The 17346-nt window shown below is 73.5% G+C and carries 21 protein-coding genes; 13 read left to right on the top strand and 8 right to left on the bottom strand.

What is annotated here, in order from left to right:
• The first annotated feature begins 142 nt into the window (after positions 1-142).
• Positions 143-1129, top strand: coding sequence for a helix-turn-helix transcriptional regulator (locus MQV74_RS39335; RefSeq protein ID WP_242728289.1), 987 nt, complete (start codon positions 143-145; stop codon positions 1127-1129).
• Between the two features lie 68 nt (positions 1130-1197).
• Positions 1198-1914, top strand: coding sequence for an HD domain-containing protein (locus MQV74_RS39330; RefSeq protein ID WP_242728288.1), 717 nt, complete (start codon positions 1198-1200; stop codon positions 1912-1914).
• Between the two features lie 39 nt (positions 1915-1953).
• Here the strand turns inward: MQV74_RS39330 and MQV74_RS39325 are convergent, their stop codons facing one another.
• Complete coding sequence (locus MQV74_RS39325) at positions 1954-2538, bottom strand: CGNR zinc finger domain-containing protein (RefSeq protein ID WP_242729382.1); 585 nt, start codon at positions 2536-2538, stop codon at positions 1954-1956.
• Between the two features lie 113 nt (positions 2539-2651).
• On the opposite strand from MQV74_RS39325, the gene MQV74_RS39320 reads away from it, so the two are divergent.
• The 3 genes from MQV74_RS39320 (at position 2652) to MQV74_RS39310 (ending at position 4803) form a co-directional block, all read left to right on the top strand.
• Positions 2652-3866, top strand: coding sequence for an MFS transporter (locus tag MQV74_RS39320; RefSeq protein WP_242728287.1), 1215 nt, complete (start codon positions 2652-2654; stop codon positions 3864-3866).
• A gap of 108 nt (positions 3867-3974) precedes the next feature.
• The gene (locus MQV74_RS39315; protein WP_242728286.1) at positions 3975-4469 is read left to right on the top strand and encodes a hypothetical protein; all 495 of its coding nucleotides are present in this window, start codon (positions 3975-3977) and stop codon (positions 4467-4469) included.
• 118 nt (positions 4470-4587) lie between these two features.
• The gene (locus MQV74_RS39310; protein WP_172382540.1) at positions 4588-4803 is read left to right on the top strand and encodes a DUF5999 family protein; all 216 of its coding nucleotides are present in this window, start codon (positions 4588-4590) and stop codon (positions 4801-4803) included.
• A gap of 45 nt (positions 4804-4848) precedes the next feature.
• Here the strand turns inward: MQV74_RS39310 and MQV74_RS39305 are convergent, their stop codons facing one another.
• Positions 4849-5466: a TetR/AcrR family transcriptional regulator gene (locus MQV74_RS39305; RefSeq protein ID WP_242728285.1), complete on the bottom strand. Its 618-nt coding sequence runs from the start codon at positions 5464-5466 to the stop codon at positions 4849-4851.
• A 101-nt stretch (positions 5467-5567) separates the two neighbouring features.
• On the opposite strand from MQV74_RS39305, the gene MQV74_RS39300 reads away from it, so the two are divergent.
• From MQV74_RS39300 to MQV74_RS39290, 3 genes are all read left to right on the top strand, one after another.
• Positions 5568-7073, top strand: a complete 1506-nt coding sequence (locus MQV74_RS39300; RefSeq protein ID WP_242729381.1) for a cytochrome P450 — start codon at positions 5568-5570, stop codon at positions 7071-7073.
• An 80-nt stretch (positions 7074-7153) separates the two neighbouring features.
• Entirely contained in the window at positions 7154-7399 is a 246-nt protein-coding gene (locus MQV74_RS39295) for a hypothetical protein (protein WP_242728284.1), read from the top strand.
• A complete protein-coding gene (locus tag MQV74_RS39290) occupies positions 7396-8457 on the top strand; it encodes a glutathione S-transferase family protein (RefSeq protein WP_242728283.1) in 1062 nt (353 codons plus the stop codon). Before MQV74_RS39295 ends, MQV74_RS39290 begins: the two co-directional genes overlap by 4 nt.
• A gap of 72 nt (positions 8458-8529) precedes the next feature.
• Here the strand turns inward: MQV74_RS39290 and MQV74_RS39285 are convergent, their stop codons facing one another.
• The 3 genes from MQV74_RS39285 to MQV74_RS39275 all read right to left on the bottom strand — a co-directional run bounded on the left by MQV74_RS39285 (position 8530) and on the right by MQV74_RS39275 (position 11456).
• Complete coding sequence (locus tag MQV74_RS39285; RefSeq protein ID WP_242728282.1) at positions 8530-9744, bottom strand: glycosyltransferase; 1215 nt, start codon at positions 9742-9744, stop codon at positions 8530-8532.
• Positions 9741-10661 carry a MerR family transcriptional regulator gene (locus tag MQV74_RS39280; protein WP_242728281.1) on the bottom strand — a complete coding sequence of 307 codons (921 nt, stop codon included), beginning with the start codon at positions 10659-10661 and terminating at the stop codon, positions 9741-9743. Before MQV74_RS39280 ends, MQV74_RS39285 begins: the two co-directional genes overlap by 4 nt.
• Positions 10662-10742: 81 nt before the next feature.
• A complete protein-coding gene (locus MQV74_RS39275) occupies positions 10743-11456 on the bottom strand; it encodes a helix-turn-helix domain-containing protein (protein WP_242728280.1) in 714 nt (237 codons plus the stop codon).
• A 94-nt stretch (positions 11457-11550) separates the two neighbouring features.
• On the opposite strand from MQV74_RS39275, the gene MQV74_RS39270 reads away from it, so the two are divergent.
• The 3 genes from MQV74_RS39270 (at position 11551) to MQV74_RS39260 (ending at position 12784) form a co-directional block, all read left to right on the top strand.
• The gene (locus MQV74_RS39270) at positions 11551-11916 is read left to right on the top strand and encodes a hypothetical protein (RefSeq protein ID WP_242728279.1); all 366 of its coding nucleotides are present in this window, start codon (positions 11551-11553) and stop codon (positions 11914-11916) included.
• Between the two features lie 124 nt (positions 11917-12040).
• Positions 12041-12211 (top strand): 50S ribosomal protein L32, encoded by a 171-nt coding sequence (gene rpmF, locus MQV74_RS39265; protein ID WP_242728278.1) that lies wholly within the window; start codon positions 12041-12043, stop codon positions 12209-12211.
• A gap of 42 nt (positions 12212-12253) precedes the next feature.
• On the top strand, positions 12254-12784 hold the full coding sequence (locus MQV74_RS39260) for a GNAT family N-acetyltransferase (RefSeq protein WP_242728277.1): 531 nt from the start codon (positions 12254-12256) through the stop codon (positions 12782-12784).
• Between the two features lie 57 nt (positions 12785-12841).
• Here the strand turns inward: MQV74_RS39260 and MQV74_RS39255 are convergent, their stop codons facing one another.
• The 3 genes from MQV74_RS39255 to MQV74_RS39245 form a co-directional block, all read right to left on the bottom strand.
• Positions 12842-13075 carry a hypothetical protein gene (locus tag MQV74_RS39255; RefSeq protein WP_242728276.1) on the bottom strand — a complete coding sequence of 78 codons (234 nt, stop codon included), beginning with the start codon at positions 13073-13075 and terminating at the stop codon, positions 12842-12844.
• A 19-nt stretch (positions 13076-13094) separates the two neighbouring features.
• Positions 13095-13781, bottom strand: a complete 687-nt coding sequence (locus MQV74_RS39250) for a TNT domain-containing protein (RefSeq protein ID WP_242729380.1) — start codon at positions 13779-13781, stop codon at positions 13095-13097.
• Between the two features lie 143 nt (positions 13782-13924).
• Positions 13925-14914, bottom strand: coding sequence for a hypothetical protein (locus MQV74_RS39245; RefSeq protein WP_242728275.1), 990 nt, complete (start codon positions 14912-14914; stop codon positions 13925-13927).
• A 350-nt stretch (positions 14915-15264) separates the two neighbouring features.
• On the opposite strand from MQV74_RS39245, the gene MQV74_RS39240 reads away from it, so the two are divergent.
• Together MQV74_RS39240 and MQV74_RS39235 are read left to right on the top strand one after the other, a co-directional pair.
• The gene (locus MQV74_RS39240; RefSeq protein ID WP_242728274.1) at positions 15265-16191 is read left to right on the top strand and encodes an NADP-dependent oxidoreductase; all 927 of its coding nucleotides are present in this window, start codon (positions 15265-15267) and stop codon (positions 16189-16191) included.
• A gap of 56 nt (positions 16192-16247) precedes the next feature.
• Entirely contained in the window at positions 16248-17183 is a 936-nt protein-coding gene (locus tag MQV74_RS39235) for an AraC family transcriptional regulator (RefSeq protein WP_242728273.1), read from the top strand.
• Positions 17184-17346: the final 163 nt, after the last annotated feature.

Here is a 17346-nt window from a genome sequence, read left to right as displayed (position 1 = left end):
ACATCTGCTCCATTCGATTCACAGGGAGTACGTACGTCCATCGGCTCGGCCACCGCCGACCGGGACGTCGCGTCGCTTCGTGTCCACGAGCCTGCCAACAAATCACGACACCCTTGGTCACGTATGGAATTAGAGTGCGCGCATGCGTGCCGATCGGCTGGTCTCCCTGGTGCTCCTGCTGCGTCGGCACGGGAGGATGACCGCGACCACGCTGGCCCGGGAGCTGGAGGTGTCCACCCGGACCGTGCTGCGCGACATCGAGGCGCTGTCCGCGGCGGGCGTCCCGGTCTACGCCGAGCGCGGCAGGCACGGCGGCTTCGCGCTGCTGCCGAGCTTCCGGACCGAGCTCACCGGACTGAACCACGACGAGGCCCTCGCCCTGCTGACCGCCGGATCGGTCCGCGGCGAGCAGGTGTTCGGCCTCGGCTCCGCGCTCGCTTCGGCCATGCGGAAGGTGGTGGACGCGCTGCCCGAAAGCCACCGGGACTCCGCCGGGGACGCGGCCCAGCGATTCCTCGTGGACCCGGAGACCGATCTGCTCTCCCGCAGGCTCGTCACCGAGGAGGTCCCCGGCACCGCGATGGCCGAGGTCCGGCGCGCGGTGCTCGCCGGGCACAAGCTGCGCATCCACTACGCGGCCACGGGCCGGCCGCCGCGATGGCGCACGGTGGACCCGATCGGCCTGGTCACCGTGCGCGACCGGGCCTATCTGCTGGCCACGAGAGCCGGAGCGGACCGCACCTACCGCCTCGCGCGGGTCCTGGCCGCCGAGGAACTCCCCGAACCGGCACAGCGGCCGAGCCGGGTCGACCTGGACCGGATCTGGCGGGAGCGGTCCGCGCGGTTCCTCTCCGGCGGCGAGCACCTCACCGTCCTTGTCCGGGTGAACCCGGCGCGGCGGGAGGAGCTCCTGGACACCGCGCTGGCCGTCCGCGCGGAAGAGCCCGACGCGGACGACTGGCTGCGCCTCGAAGTGACCTTCCAGGACTCCCGCCACGCCGAATGGGCCCTGTGGCAGCTCGGCATGGACGCGGAAGCCTTGGCCCCGCAGCCGTTGCGCACCGCCCTGCGCGACCGCGCGACCGCGGTGGCCGCCCGCTACGGAGGCGTGTCCTCCGCAAAGGCCTAGCACCCATGGCTGGATAGGTGGGCTTCTCGTCATTGCTGACGCCTTCGGGCCGTTGAAGAATTTCCGGCATGACGACACGGCAGAGCACGCAGGCAGCGACAGAGCGCCTTTCGGGTGACAGCTCCGGCAAGGAGTTCGCGGAATTCGGCCTTCCCGAGAGCGAGTTGGCGCGAGAGGCACTGCGGTACACACGGGGCATCGAGTCGCCGGTGATGTTCCACCACAGCATCCGCACCTATCTGTACGGCCGCTGCGCCGGCGAGCGGCGCGGGGTGGTCCCCGGACGCGACTACGACGACGAGCTGCTCTTCCTCGGGTGCATGCTCCATGACCTCGGCCTCACCGAGGAGGGCGACGGCGAGCAGCGGTTCGAGGTCGACGGCGCGGACCTGGCCGCCGAGTTCCTCACCGGGCAGGGGGTGTCGCCGGAGCGGGTGGACATCGTGTGGGACGCGATCGCCCTGCACACCTCCGAGGGCATCGCCTCCCGCAAGCGTCCCGAGATCGCCCTGGTGAGCGCCGGGGCCCGGCTGGACGTCGCGGGCAGCGCCGGTGATCTGCCGCCGGGGTACGCGGACCGGGTGCACGCCGCGCTCCCCCGCCTGCACACGGCCGCGGCCCTCCGCGACGCGATCGTCGCCCAGGCCCTCGTCAAGCCGCACAAGGCCCCGCTGTTCAGCCTGCCCGGCGATCTCGTACGGGAGCGGACGGGAGCCGCGCGGCCGACGTGGGAGCAGATCACGCAGGCGCCGGGCTGGAACGACTTCGCGGGGTACGGGGGTTAGTCCCGGCCGACCGGCAGGGCCACGCACCCCCAGGGGGCCTCACACAGCGCCTGCCTCCCTCGCCCGGCGGTGGCTCGCCACACGCTCCCGCGTGGCGCACCGGCGCGAGCAGTATCGGCGGGCCGCGCCGCCGCCGATCGCGACGTACACCCGCGTGCAGCGCGGCGACGCGCACACGCCGCCCGGCGGGCGCTGGCGGTCCCACACGAGCACGGTAAGGGCCATGCAGGACGAGGCGAGGAGCCACTCCGCCCAGGGTGCCTCGTCGTCGCTGTCCAGGTGCGGGTGCCACGGCGATCCGCCGCCGTGCGCGGTGAGGCGGACCGGGCCGCAGCTCTCGGCGAGGATCCGGTTCAGGCGGTGCGCGGCGGTGTCGACGTCGGGTGCGGCGAAGACGTCGTGCAGGGACGCGGCGGCGATACGCATCGCCCGCACGTCCTCGGCGGACAGGCCGAGCGGGTCGCTCTCTCCGTACTCGCGCAGCACCGCCTCGACCGCCGCCACCTCCGCCTCCGTCGGCGTGTCCGGTGCCGTGCCGCCGAGGGCGTTGACGAGCGCGGCGGCGCGCCGGGCCGTGCGGAACACGGAGTGCCGGGTCGACCAGTCGCCGTCCGCGTTGTCCATGTCGCCTCCGCCGTCCATACCGTCCATACCGTCCGTGCCGTTCACTGAGGGATCCACCCCTTGGAATGTAACGCTCTTCCATACGAATTGCGTTACTGCATAACGTGCTCACCATGATCAGGCGTTACAAGCTTGCCTTCTACTTGGCGGGCGCCACGGCGGCCCGTACCGGTGACGAGATGTCGGGGCCCGCCCTGCTGCTCGTCGGACTCGCCGTGACCGGGTCGGCTTCCAGCGCGTCCGCGCTGCTGGCCGGGATCACGTTGTCGGCGGCGGTGGGCGGGCCGGTCATCGGGGCCATGCTGGACCGGGCGACACGGCCGGGACGGCTGCTCGCGGGTGCCCTCGGCGCGTACGCGGCGACGCTGCTCGTCATCCTGGTGAGCCTGGGGCGGCTCCCCCTGCCCGTCGTGGTGGCCACCGCCGTGCTCGGCGGGCTGCTCGGGCCGGCGCTCGCCGGTGGCTGGACCGCCCAACTGCCCTGCGTGGCCGCCCCGGACGGCCTGCCGCGCGCCACCGCCCTCGACGCGCTCACCTACAACTTCGCCGCTCTGACCGGACCGGCCCTGGCGGGTCTCGTGGCCCTGCTGGCCGGGGCCCCGGCGGGCGTCGCCGTATCCTTCGCGCTGATCCTGCTGGCGCTGCCCGCGGCATGGAGCCTGCCCGGCCGCGCCCCGGCATCCGGGGGCAGCGGCACGACGTCGATCGTCGCCGACCTGGTCTCCGGGTTCGTCGCCCTCGGCAGCACCCGGCCGCTCGCCCGCGCGACGCTGACGTCCGTCGTGTCGTACGTCGGCGTCGGCACGCTCGTCGTCTGCACTCCCCTGCTCGGCGCCGAGGCGTTCGGATCGTCGCACTCCGGTACGGTCCTGCTGACCGTCCTGGCCGCGGCGTCGCTCGCCGCCAACGCCCTGCTGGCCAAGCGGCCGCGGCTGCTGCGGCCCGATGTCACCGTGCTGGTGAGCACGCTGGTGCTCGCTGCCGCGTTCGCGCTCGCCGCGACGGGCGCGCCGGTGCCGCTCGTCGCCGCGATGGTCATCGCGGGAGTCGCCGAAGGCCCCCAGCTCACGGCCCTGTTCGCGGTCCGGCACCGCGAGGCGCCGCAGCGGCTGCGCGGCCAGATCTTCACCACCGGCGCCAGCCTGAAGATCACCGGCTACGCGCTCGGCGCGGGGCTCGGCGGGCCGCTCGCCACCTGGTCCCTGCCCGGCGCCCTGCTCGTGGCAGCGGGCTGCGAACTCCTCGCGGCGGCGGGCTACCTGGCCTGTACCGCACCCTCGCGACGGCGGCTTCCCTTCTCATGGAGGAGAGCCGGTGCGGGCACGTGACCAGGAGCACGTCACCCGGACGCGCAGCCGCCGTGCCCCGGCAACCCGCACGTGTCGCCGTAACGTCCGCATCGCCCTGCACTGCTGCCCCACCCGGAAAGGCCCCCGATGTCTCCCAGAGCGGCGAGCGACCCCGTGGTGCTCCAGGACTACGACCAGCACGGCCGGGTGTGGGCGCTGGCCCGGGCCACGGGGCTGCTCGCGCCCGCGTCCGGGCGCTGCCACGGGTTCCTCCACCTCGACGGCGGGTCCGGCGGCGCGGGTGAACTGCCCGTCGCCGCCGCCCTGTACGCCGAGGGCCCCGACCCGGCGGTCCTGTGGCTGCAGTACGGGCCCCGGCGCTGGGACTGCGCCACGGTGACCGTACGGCAGGCGTGCGAGGCGGACGGGCACCGTCTGTTCACGGTCTTCGGGCCGCGCGGGCCGGAGCTCGAACTGCGGTACCCGGCACCGGATCCGGGTCCCGCCGACCCCGCGGAGGACTGGATCGACACGGTCGCCGACGACTTCTTCCTGTGGGTCGCCGAGCGCCTCGGCGACGACACGGAGGGCGCACGGCGCGCACTGCTGGAGCACTTCGGGACGGGCTTTCTGCCCGCGTGACTCAACATGCCCTAGTAAGCCCCCGGAGCGATGAATCCGTGAGCGAGCAGGAGTCATTACACGTACTAGAGGGTGCCACTCCAAGCGGCACCGACGTACAGCGACCCGGAGGTGTGCCATGTGTGCCCATCAGCCGCCGTGCCCGTCAGCGCAGGGTTCCGACCGGGACGCCGCGCTGGTCGTCAGCGCCCACCCCGAACAGGGCTGGAGCCTGCTGTGCAACGGCACGATCGTCTTCGACGACACCGGTGAGATCCTGCCGGACGGACGCGTGGTACCGCCGCTGCGCCCCCTCGCACCCCCGCCGCCTCCGACCCTGGCGATAGCGGCCTGAGGGCACGCGGCCACCGGATTCCGACGCCGGATCACGGGCCGCCGATCAGGGCAGGATCGCGCCGAGCAGCGCTCGCGCGCACAGGTCCCGCACCTGGTCGCGGCCCAACTCCCCGCGGTCGGGCGTGTCGAGCCACTCCAGGCACACGGCCACCATGAAGGCCAGCCAGCCACGGACGGCCAGGCGTACGGCGGGCAGGTCCTCGCCCAGGTGCGCGGTCCCGGGGTCGGCTGCGAGGGCCGCGAGGATCTGCCGCTCCTGGGCGGCGAGGCCCTCTCGGTAGACCTCGCGCACCACCGGGTCCCCGGCCGCCTCCGCGCTGTGGAAGGCCCGGAAGCCCTGGGCGTGCTGCTCGACGTACGCGAGGAACACATCGAGGCCGGAGCTGATCTGCTCCCGGAACGGCAGGCCCGGCCCGGCCGCCGTCAGGCTCAGCATGCGCGCGCTCTCCCGCTGCACGACGGCGGCGAAGAAGTCCCGCTTGGTCGGGAAGTAGTGGTAGAGCAGGCCCCGCGAGACACCAGCGATCTCGGCGACCTGCTCGATCCAGACCTCGTCATAAGGGTTCCGCGCGAAGAGGCGCGCGCCCACCGTGAGCAGCTGTTCCTTGCGCTCCTCCGTGCTGAGTCTGCGGCGGGTGCGCTCCTGGGCGTTCGCGGCCATACGAGCACCTTACTTGACGTCGGTTCAACAGCGGGCGGAGACTGGCCCCGCCTATTGAATCCACGTATAAGAAGGCCTAACTCGGCCTGTTGACAAGGGAGATGGTGGTCGTGGCGCAGACGACGCGGCAGCCGGGCGGTGCCACTGCGCTGCCCAAGGGGTTCCGTGGCGCCGAGCTCGGCTGGCCGCAGCTGCGCCGGATCCCGCATCCGCCGCGCCGCGTGCCGCTGCTCGGGGACGTGCTCGGCATCGATCCGCGCACGCCCGTCCAGGACTCGATGCGGATCGGCGCCGGCCTCGGGCCGATCTTCCGCCGCAAGGCCTTCGGCAAGGAGATCGTGTTCGTGTGGGGCGCGCGGCTCGCGGGCGAGCTCGCCGACGAGGCGCGGTTCGCCAAGCACGTCGGGCTCGGCGTCGCCAATCTGCGGCCGATGGCGGGCGACGGCCTGTTCACCGCCTACAACCACGAACCCAACTGGCAGCTCGCGCACGACATCCTCGCCCCGGGCTTCAGCCGGGAGGCCATGGCGGGCTACCACCCCCTGATGCTGGACGTGGCCGGGCAGCTGATGGACCGCTGGGACGCCGAAGCGGCGGCCGGGCGGGCCGTCGACGTGCCCGGCGACATGACCAAGCTGACGCTGGAGACGATCGCCCGCACGGGCTTCGGGCACGACTTCGGCTCCTTCGAGCGCACCCGGCCGCACCCCTTCGTGACCGCCATGGTCGGCACCCTCTCCTACGCCCAGCGCCGCAACGTGGTGCCGTCCGTGCTCGCGCCCGTACTGCTGCGCGGCGCCGAGCGGCGCAACGCCGCCGACATGGCGTACTTGAACCGGACGGTGGACGAGGTCGTGGCGGCCCGCCGCGCGGCGGACGCCTCGGGGGCCCAGGGGGATCTCCTGGACCGGATGCTGGAGGTCGCGCACCCGGAGAGCGGCGAGCGCCTGTCGGCCGAGAACATCCGCCGGCAGGTCATCACCTTCCTGGTGGCCGGGCACGAGACCACGTCCGGCGCCCTGTCGTTCGCCCTGCACTATCTGGCGCGCCACCCCGAAGTGCTCGCCCGCGCGCGGGACGAGGTGGACCAGGTGTGGGGTGACGCGACGTCACCGGCGTACGAGCAGGTGGCGAAGGTGCGGTACGTGCGCCGGGTGCTCGACGAGTCGCTGCGGCTGTGGCCGACGGCGCCCGCCTTTTCGCGGGAGGCGCGCGAGGACACCGTGCTCGGTGGTGTGCATCCGATGCGCCGGGGCGCGTGGGCGGTCGTCCTGGCGGCGATGCTGCACCGGGACCCGGAGGTGTGGGGAGCGCGCCCGGAGGAGTTCGATCCGGACCGGTTCGCACCCGCCGCCGTGCGTGCGCGGCCCGCGCACGCCTTCAAGCCCTTCGGCACGGGCGCGCGTGCCTGCATCGGTCGTCAGTTCGCGCTGCACGAGGCGACGCTGGTGCTCGCGCTCCTGCTGCGCCGCTACGACCTGCTGCCGGAGCCCGACTACCGGCTACGGGTCACCGAACGCCTCACGCTGATGCCCCGGGGGCTGCGGCTGCGCCTCACCCGCAGAGGGGTTCCCGGGCCGTCGGACGGGTACGCGCCGGGTGCTTGAGGGGCAATTGTCAGACCCGTGCGCAAGAGTGGAGGTTGCACCTTCACACAGTGGACCCGCGGGTTAAGGAGCCAAGCGACATGACCGGCACGACGTATCCCGAACTGGCTGCGGCCCAGGCCTGCTTGCGGCTGCTGCACACCGCGCGCGCCGCGCTGTCCGATCCCGTGACACCCCAGACCACGGCCCTCCTGGCCGTGCCGATCGCGGACGCCGACGAGGCCCTGCGCCGGGCGGGCCTCGCGGGCAACGAGGCGGCGCTGCTGAACCGCATCTACGACCTCGCCCCCCTGCCGGCCCCCGCGCGTGCGGAGAGCGTACGGTGACCGGCGACGACAGCGGCCGGACCGAGGGGGCGACCGGCGGCGCGGACACGGCGAAGAGCAACGCCGCGTACGGCAAGAAGCCCTTCAAGCGCTCCAAGAGCCACTTCGCCGACCGGGTCACGGCGGACGGCCGGGACGGCTGGCCGGTCGAAGCCGGGCGCTATCGCCTGGTGGTCAGCCTCGCCTGCCCGTGGGCCAGCCGCGCGCTCGTCTCCCGCCGCCTGCTCGGCCTGGAGGACGCGCTGTCCCTGGCGGTCGTCGACCCCATCCAGGACGACCGGAGCTGGCGCTTCACCCTGGACCCCGGCGGCCGCGACCCGGTGCTCGGCATCCGCTATCTGAGTGAGGCGTACGACGCGCGGGAGACCGGCTATCCGGGCGGCGTGAGCGTCCCCGCCCTGGTGGACACGGACAGCGGCAAGCTGGTCACGAACGACTACCAGCAGCTGACCCTCGACCTCGCGACGGAGTGGCGGGACCTGCACCGGCCCGGCGCGCCCGACCTGTATCCGCAGCCGCTGCGGGACGAGATCGACGACGTCATGGAAGGCATCTACCGCGACGTCAACAACGGCGTGTACCGCGCGGGGTTCGCCTCCAGCCAGAGCGAGTACGAGGCCGCGTGCCGGGACGTCTTCCACCGCCTGGAGGAGACCTCGCGGCGGCTCGCGCACCGCCGCTATCTGGTCGGCGACACCCTCACGGAAGCCGACATCCGCCTGTTCACGACCCTGGTGCGCTTCGACGCCGTGTACCACGGTCACTTCAAGTGCAACCGCTGGAAGCTGTCCGAGGACCCGGTGCTGTGGGCGTACGCCCGCGATCTGTACCAGACCCCCGGTTTCGGCGACACCGTCGACTTCGACCACATCAAGCGGCACTACTACGAGGTGCACACCGGCATCAACCCGACGGGCATCGTGCCGCTCGGGCCGGACCTCGGCGGGTGGCTGACGCCGCATCACCGCGAGCAGCTCGGCGGGCGGCCGTTCGGCGACGGGACGGCACCGGGGCCGGTGCCGGAGGGCGAGGAGGTGTCGGCGGCCGGGCGGCCGTGACGGCGGTCGGGCGGAGCGGCCACCGCCCCGGGGCGGCCGGGCGCGGGCTCTCCCCCTCAGGCGCGCCCGAAGTCAGGGGCACCCGATGCGCTCGGCGGCCTTGAGGACCTGCCCCGCCCCGTCCTCCGCCGCCAGCACACGGGCGACGGCCTGTGCCGCAGCCGTGTGCGTGCCGTCGCGGACGGCACGGGTGAGGGCGTCGGCGAGGCGTTCCGCGGTGAGCTTCTTGAACGGGACGGGGGCGGGCGCGGCGCCCAGCGCGGTCAGCCTGGCCGCCCAGAAGGGCTGATCGGCGGCGACCGGCACCGGCACGGCGGGGACCCCGGCGCGCAGCCCCGCCGCCGTCGTGCCCGCGCCCGCGTGGTGGACCACGGCCGCCACGCGGGGGAAGAGCAGGGCGTGCGGCAGCTCACCGACCGTCAGGATGCCGTCGCCCGTGGCGTCGAGTCCGGCCCGGCCGGTCTGGAGGACGCCGCGGAGCCCGGCCCCGCGCAGGGCCGCGACGGCCAGCTCGCTCAGCCGCTCGCCCTCGCCCGCAGCCATGCTGCCGAAGCCGATGAACACCGGCGGCGGGCCGTCGTCCAGGAACTCCTCGACGGTGGTCGGCAGCCGGGCGCCGGGGACGAGGTGCGGCCACCAGTTCCCCACGACGTCGAGCCCGTCCCGCCAGTCGGCCGGGCGCGGCACGACGGCCGGTGAGAAGCCGTGCAGCACGGGCCGACGCCCCGCTTCCTGCCGGGCACGGACGGCGGCGGGCGCGGCGGCGGGCAGACCGAGCCGGGCCCGCAGGTCCTGGATCGCGTCGGCGTAGACGCGGTCGACCACGCGCAGCGAGAGGCGGCCCGCGGCACGGTTGCCCCAGCCGCCCAGGGAGCGTGCGCCGCTCACCACGGGCGCGAAGGCGCGGGTGGGATGGGCGGGCTGGAGGTAGGCGCCCAGAGTCGGCACGTCCATGGCCTCCGCGAGCTGCCAGCCGAGCGGTGCCGTGGTGGTGGACAGGACGAGCAGGTCGGCGCCCTCCGCGGCGGCGTCGGCGACTCCCGCGCCCAGCCGCCGTACGAACGCGCTCGCAGCCCGGATCAGGTCCTTGCGGGTCGCGGCGGGCCCGCTCGTCCCCGGGTCGGCGGGCAGGGAGCGGAACCGCAGACCGGAGCCGCGCACCAGGTGCTCGAAGGTGTCGTGGGCGGCGAGCGTGACGTCGTGGCCCGCCGCGCCCAGGTGGGCGCCGAGGCCCGTGTACGGGGCGATGTCACCGTACGAACCGGCCGCGGTGATCAGGATCTTCATCGGCTTCCTTCGGCTGGGGGTCGGGGTTCCTCGGCTCGACGTGGGGCTGCTGCATCACGTGAGGCCGCTTCTTCACCTGAGGCCGCTTCTTTAGCTGACGACACGCCACTCTCACCCTCAGGTTTAGGGTGAGAGTGAGGGTTGTCGGGGTCGTGTGCGGTGGTGTTCGCCCGGATGGCTTTCCACAGGTAGCGCGCGAGTCCTGGTCGCTGTTGCGCGGGTGGCACGAGCAGGGCGAACGCCCTCGGGTCGGCCACGAAGTCGTCGGCTATGCGCAGGTGCATGTCGGGCGGGCAGTCCGTGAACCAGCGGCCGACGTGCTGCCGGTGCCGCTCGGCGAGCGCCCTGGCCGTGGGCCCGTCGGCGGGCTCGCCCGTGTCGAAGGCCGCGAGCACCTCGGCGCGCCAGGACGCCGCCTCGCCCATGATGCGGGCCCAGTCCTCCTTGGAGTGCTCGGCGGCCCGGGCCATGGCCTGCCGGTGCCCGGCGCTGTCCTGCCACTTCAGCTCCGCCTCCGTGGCGTAACTGAGGTCGAAGTCGATCTCGCCGAACACCTCGAACCGCTCGCGCGGACTGAGCCGCACGCCGGTCTGCTGCACCTCCATGGCCCGCTCCGCGACCTCCACGAGCCGCTCCAGCTTGCCGATCTGCTCCCGCAGCGCCTGGCGCCGGGCCCGCAGCTGGTCGAGCGCGTTGGCCTGCGGGTCCGCCAGGATCTCGGCGATCTCGTCGAGCGCGAAGCTCAGCTCCCGGTAGAACAGGATCTGCTGGAGGCGGGCGAGGTCGCTGTCGCTGTAGAGGCGGTAGCCGCCCGGGCTGCGGGCACCGGGCGCGAGCAGTCCGGCCCGGTCGTAGTGGTGCAGGGTGCGGACCGTGACTCCGGCGAAGCCGGCGACCTGCCCGACGGTGTAGCTCATGGCGCTTTCCCTTTCGTCGGCGTACAGCGTGCGGCCTGACGTGGCGTGAGGGTCAACGGGGATGCCACCGGCCGCCGTGGTTCAGCGCCGCAGCAGCGACGCGGGCGTGCGTCCGGCGAGCGCCCGCACGGTGCGGGTGAGGTGCGCCTGATCCGCGAAGCCCGCGCCGAGGGCCGCGTCCGCGATGGCGCTTCCATCGGTGAGCAGCGCGCCCACGGCGGTACGCAGCCGCTGCCAGCGCCGCATCACCGCGAGCGGAACACCCACCTCCGTACGGACGAGGGTGCGCAGGCGGCCCGGGGAGAGGCCCACGTCGGCGGCCACGCCGTCGAGCCGCTCCGCCAGGGCGCTCGCCCGTACGGCGTGCGCCACGCGTGGATCGACGGCGGTGGGCTCCCCGGCGACGCCGGCGAGTTCGTGCCCGAGGGCCGACGCGTCCTCGCGCCACGCGGCGAGCAGTCGGGCCACCGCCCGCTCGTCGAGCCACGTAGGCCCGGACGGGTCCGCCCGTACGCACCACGGATCCACGAACACGGCGACGAAACCGGCGGAGGTGGCGCAGGTGTGCGCGTGCTGCGGCGGCACCAGCACGCCCGCACCGGCCCCGCCGTCCACGCGGACGCCACCACTCAGCGGAAGGACGACCTTCCAGACGGGGTGGCGATGGCGCGGGACCGCGTACGCGGAGGGCTCGGCGAAGAGGCTGAGCCCGTGCCGGGCGGCGAAGCGCGGCCCGGGCAGGCCGTCCCCGCCGGAAGGCTCGCTCCGCCCACCGTGACCGCCCGGCCGCGCCATCCCGCCCACCATCCTCTCCAGCCGCCGCATCCGGATGCTGTGTTCAGCCGTTCCGTTCAATACGCGGGCCCGCGCCCGTGTTGATCATCGGTGCATGACCACGCTCGCCGCCCCGGCCCTCGCCCTGTTCCTGTGCATCACGTCCGTCGCGCACTTCGCCTTCCCCGTCTACTTCCGCTCCCTCGTGCCCGACTGGCTGCCGCGCCCGGCGGCCTTCGTCGTCGGCAGCGCGCTGGCGGAACTGGCCCTGGCCGCCCTACTGCTCGAACCGTCCGCGCGCGGAGTGGGCGGCTGGTCGGCGGCCGCGCTGTTCACGGCGTTCCAGACGGCACACCTCGATGCCGTCCGCCATGTCCGGACGCGTCCCGGAGTCCTCTGCTCCGGGTGGGGCGTGGGAGCGCGGCTGCTCGTGAACGCGGTCTACGTCGCGTGGGCGGTCGTCGTCGCGACGGCGGCGTGAGACGGCCGACCGGGCGCCTCGCGAGATGACCGACCCATGCCTCACCAGCCCCTCTTTTGTTAATGGAAGCCATTTTCATGTACGGTCGGCGTGTTCGCGCCCCCCCACCCCCAGGAGGTTCACGATGGCCGTCCCCAAGCGGAAGATGTCCCGCAGCAACACGCGTCACCGCCGTGCCCAATGGAAGGCCAGCACGGCCCAGTTGGTCCCGGTCACGGTCGACGGCATCACCGTTCACGTGCCGCAGCGCCTGGTGAAGGCGTACGAGCGCGGTCTCATTCCCGTCGAGCGCTGACCCGGCGGGTTCCCTCCCCCGCCGCTGAGGGATCATGCCGACATGACTGATCACCTGTCTGAACCGGCGACCGCCGTGCGGCTCGCGGAGTACGCGCCCGCCGACCAGAACGAGATCCTCGGCGACGGCCCCGACCCCTTCGGCGTCGCGGACACCGGCCTCACCTGGCTGCCCAAGGACGAGCACTTCGGCGTCCGTCTCGACGGCCGTCTGGTGGCCCACGCCGGTGTGCTGCGGCTGCCCATAGCGATCGGCGACACCACGACCGAGGTCGTGGGCATCGGCGGCGTGGCCGTCGCGCCGGACGTGCGCGGACGCGGTCTCGCCCGCACCGTCGTGGCCGCCGCCCTGGACCACGCCCGGACGATGGGACCGCGCCACGGGCTGCTCTTCTGCCGTCCCCCGCTCGTCGCGCTCTACGAGCGCCTCGGCTGGCGCGCGCTCGACCAGGACGTGCACGTCGAGCAGGCCGAAGGGCCCGTGGTGATGCCGCTGCGCACGATGTGGACGCCGCTGCGGGACGGAGCGGACTGGCCCGCGGGAGAGGTCCGGCTCCTGTCGTTCCCCATGTGACCGGGGTGGGTGGCGCATACGGCGGGGCGGGTTTCCCGTGGCCGTGGCGCCGCTCCCTCAGGTCAGGAGCCGCAGCATCCGCCGGCACGCCTCGCTCTCGTCCAGGCCTCGTGCCAGCGGATGCCACTCCCCTCTTTCGTACGTTCCGAGCTCCCACGCCCCCTCTCCGTCACCGCGTAGGTACGCGAAGTCCGGGGGCGTGGGCGCCGGTTCGTGGACGCCCTCGATCCAGTAGTAGCCGTCGGCCACGTCGGCGGCGCACAGCGCGGACCGCAGGGCCTGGACGTCCACCGTGCGTGCCCGATCGCCGTCAGGCCTTGGCGGGCTTCAGGTAGTCGTGGTCGAGGAGCCACTTCACGTTCAGGCGCTGCCCCTCGCCCGGGTTGAGGAAGGCGGGGTCGAGCTTGATCTGCTCGCCGCCGCCGGGCTGCTCGAACCAGGGGGCTATGCCGCCCTGCCAGACGTCGAACGGCTTGGCCACCTTGTACACGCGATAGTCGCAGGCGTACGCGGCGTCGCGGGTGTTCAGGTTCTGCGGCGGCAGGGCGCGCTCCGCGTAGGAGTCGCCCGCGGGCGCGAGGAAGGAGCCGTACTCGGAGCCGAAGCGGTCCAGGCGCTCGCCCGCCTCCAGGGTCTCGCGGTGCTTGTCGACCTGGCCGTTGACCGTCTCGAAGCCGTCGTTCGGCGGGTACTTCCAACTGCCGGTGTCCGCCGGACCCTCCCAGTACTTCTTCAGGAACGCGGACGGAGTGAGCTTTCCGGTGCGCTTCCAGCCCTTGAGGAGCGGGCCGACCGGCCGCTGTCCCTTCTTCGGCAGCCACTGGGGGCCGAGACGCGCGTCGTCCTGGAAGGTGCCGGTGCACGGCTCGTGCGGCGCGCCGGTCGACGTCGGCGGCTTCGGTGCCGGAGCCGCGGTCGCGGCGGGGGCCGCCGCCACGGCCGTCGCGAGCGTGGCCGTCACTCCCATCGCGGCCAGGGTCGTACGGATCCGGATCACACGGCTGTGGTCCACTCAGTGGCTCCTCGTCTGCGTTGATGGCTGTTCCCGCACCGCGGTGCGGGAACAAAGGTTCACCCGCGCAGATGACCCCTTCGCAGCTCGGAGGGGTCGACTGACCGATATGACATGCCTGGTGACGCCTATTCGGCCAAAACGCATCGGGGCCGGGTCCGCTCGGCGTACGAGCGCGCGCCGATGAGCAGGGCCCAGCCGAGCCCACCGAAGGCGAAGCCGCCGAACGCCACCATCCACGCGAGCCCGGAGCCGGTGGTGAACACGCCCTCGGGCTCCAGGCTCGGCAGGACGCCGAAGGCCATGAGCGCGGCGCCGAGGGTCAGGAGCGTTCCGTAGCAGGCCAGTCCGGCGCCGGTGAGCCAGGCCGGTACGAGCGGCAGCAGCCGGGGCACGCGCCGCCCGGCCAGCGGCGGCGCCCAGCGCGGGAACACCTGCCCCCAGCGGTGCAGGAGACCGAGGAGCAGGAAGACGCCGAGGAGCGCCGCGAGGACCGTGACGTCGATCCCCACGGAGGCGAGGACCCGGGAAACCCCGGACGACTCCGCCTCGACCTCCCGCTGCCAGGCCTCGCCACGCACACCGATCGCGTCGCCGCCGCACAGCCACACGGTCTTCACCCCGGCCCACGGCAGCAGGCCGCACAGCAGGACGTACGCCGTGGCCCTCGTCCGGCGCGGTGCGGGCACCGGCGCCGGATGCGCCATGGGCCCGTCGCTCGCGCCGGTGTGGGCCTGTCCGCAGCGGGGGCAACGGCCTTTCAGGTGACGGCGGTGGACCACGGCGAGCGCGGTGAGCAGGACCGCGTTCCCCGCCGTGAGGAGCAGGTGCACCAGACCGGTGACACTGTCGACGCCCGAGCCGGAGGCCAGCGTCACGAAGGCCGGGGGAAGCCCCGGCATGGTCCAGCCGTGCGCGGGGATCAGCACGCCGAACGACACCCCGACCGCGATCCGGCCCCGCCGGGTGAGCGGCCCCGTCGAAGCCAGGCCCACCACTGCGGCGAGGAGGCTCGCGACGGACGTGCCGAGCAGCACGGCGGACGGGTAGTACCGCTCGCCCGCCAGCGGTACACCGGTGCCCGACACCGCCCAGACCGCTTGTACGGCTGCGCTCATGACGGCCCAGAGGGCCGCGGCGCGCGGCACCCGGGCGGGCCGGCGCCGCTACCAGGGTCGCTCCCCCGGCGCACCCGCCTCCGCCGCGCGGCGGAGCCCGCGTTCGCCCGAGGCGTCACACGGCGCTTCGCCCGAGGCGGGCCGGCCGGGCCGCACCCCACGCGGCGGCCGCAAGGCTCCAGCGTTCGGAGATGGCCCACCCTCTACCCGCACAAGACGACAGGACATCTGTGAAAGCGTGCAGGATATTCATCGGATCGTTCGATCTTCCTAGGGTTGAGCACATCAACACGCCGGGCGGGACCGGGGATCACCTCCGCGCCCCGCCCCCAGCAGAAGGAGAGACCGACATGCGCGCCGTCATCCAGAAGTCCTTCGGCGGTCCCGAGGTCCTGGAGACCGTGGAGACCGAACGCCCCGCTCCGCTCGGTGGCGAGGTGCTCGTCCGGGTGCACGCCAGCAGCGTGAACCCGGTCGACGTGGCGGTCCGGGCGGGCTTCTACCCACTGCTCGGCGAGCCGCCGTACGGCGTGGGCTGGGACATCTCCGGCGTCGTCGAGGAGGCGGCACCGGGCGCCCGGTTCAAGCCCGGTGACGAGGTGTTCGGCATGCCGTTCTTCCCGCGTGCGGCCACCGCGTACGCGGACTACGTCGCCGTGCCCTCGCGCCAGGTGGCCCGCAAGCCCGCCACCGTCGACCACGTGCACGCGGCCTCGGTGCCGCTCGCCGGGCTCACCGCGTGGCAGGGCCTCGTCGACGCGGCACGGCTGACCGAGGGCCAGCGCGTGCTGGTCCACCGCGCCGCGGGCGGCGTCGGGCACTTCGCCGTGCAGATCGCGAAGGCGCGCGGGGCGCATGTGACGGCCCTGGCGAGCGCTGCCAAGCACGACTTCGTGCGCGGCCTGGGCGCCGACGAGGTCATCGACTACCGCACCACCGACTACACGGAGGTCGTCAAGGACCTCGACGTGGTCTTCGACTCCTCGTCCGACGGCGCGCGTTCGCTGTCGGTGCTGCGTCCCGGCGGGACCCTGGTGAGCATCATGGAGCACGGGAACCAGGAGCTGGCCGCGGCCGTCGAGGAGGCGGGCCGGCGATTCGCGGGCGTCTCCGTGGAGCCGGACTACGCGTCCCTGGAGGCGATCGCCCAGCTCATCGACGCCGGGCGGATACGGCCGCACGTCTCCGCGACCTTCGACCTCACCGAAGCCGCCAAGGCCCACGAGCTGGTGGGGTCGGGCCGCACGCAGGGCAAGGTGGTGTTGACCGTCGCTTGATCAACGGGCCGTATCGTGGGCAGCCCGATCGTGGACGACGACGAAGGGGCGGGGCGTTGGACATCCTGACCGAGGCGCTGAGCTCGATGCGGACCGGGCATCCCACATCCGTGCGCACCGAGGGGCGCGCGCCCTGGGGCCTGCGCCTCCCCTCCGTGGCGGGTGCCGGGTTCCACGTGGTGCTGCACGGCACGTGCTGGCTGATCCCCGTGGGCGCGCCCCACTTGGCACCGGTCGCTCTCAGTACGGGCGACGTGGTCTTCCTGCGGGACGGCACCGCGCACGTCCTCGCCGACCACCCCTCGACCCCGGCCGAGGAGGAGCGGGCCGAGCAGTTCAGCCCGGGATCGCCCATCGGCACGGTCTCGCTCGGCGGCGAAGGGCCGCGCACCAGTCTGCTGTGCGGCAACTACCACTTGGACCAGGGGCGGCCGCATCCGCTGGTGGGCCAGCTGCCCGAGGTCGTCCACCTGTCCACCGGGCGCGGCCGCCACCCCGAGCTGAGCACCGCCGTGCAGCTCCTCGGCACCGAGCTGGAGCACCCGCGCATCGGCTCGGCCGGGATCGTCCCCGCCCTGATCGACTCGCTCCTGCTGTACATCCTGCGGGCCTGGCTGGAGGACCAGCCGCCGTCGGCCGCCAAGGGCTGGGCCGCCGCGCTCAGCGACTCCGCGGTGGCCCCGGCCCTCACCGCGATCCACACGGACCCGGCCAACCAGTGGACCGTCGAGTCGCTGGCCGACCGCGCGGGCCTGTCCCGCGCGGCCTTCGCCCGCCGCTTCGCGACGCTGGTCGGCGAGCCGCCGATGGCGTACGTGACGCGCTGGCGGATGACGACCGCCGCCCAGCTCCTGCGGGAGTCCGAGGTCCCCCTCACCACGGTCGCCGCCCGCACCGGCTACGGCTCCGAGTACGCCTTCGCCAAGGCCTTCAAGCGCGAGTACGGGCAGGCCCCCGGCGGTTACCGGCGCCGCTCGCGCGCGGCGGCGTGAGCGGCGCCCGGCCTAGGGCCTGTCCGATGGGTCGGCGTGGAGCAAGGAGCGGCGTCTGGTGCGTGCGATCGCAAGGCGCAGGGATGTCCTCGTAGCGGAGCTACTAGGGCATTTCGGCAACGCGGCGAGCGTGCGTGCCAGACGCCGCGACGCCGCGCCGACC

The organism is Streptomyces sp. AN091965 (assembly GCF_022698285.1).
GTDB lineage: Bacteria > Actinomycetota > Actinomycetes > Streptomycetales > Streptomycetaceae > Streptomyces.
Note: the sequence above shows the minus strand (reverse complement) of the source record. Positions and strands in the feature narration are given on the sequence as shown.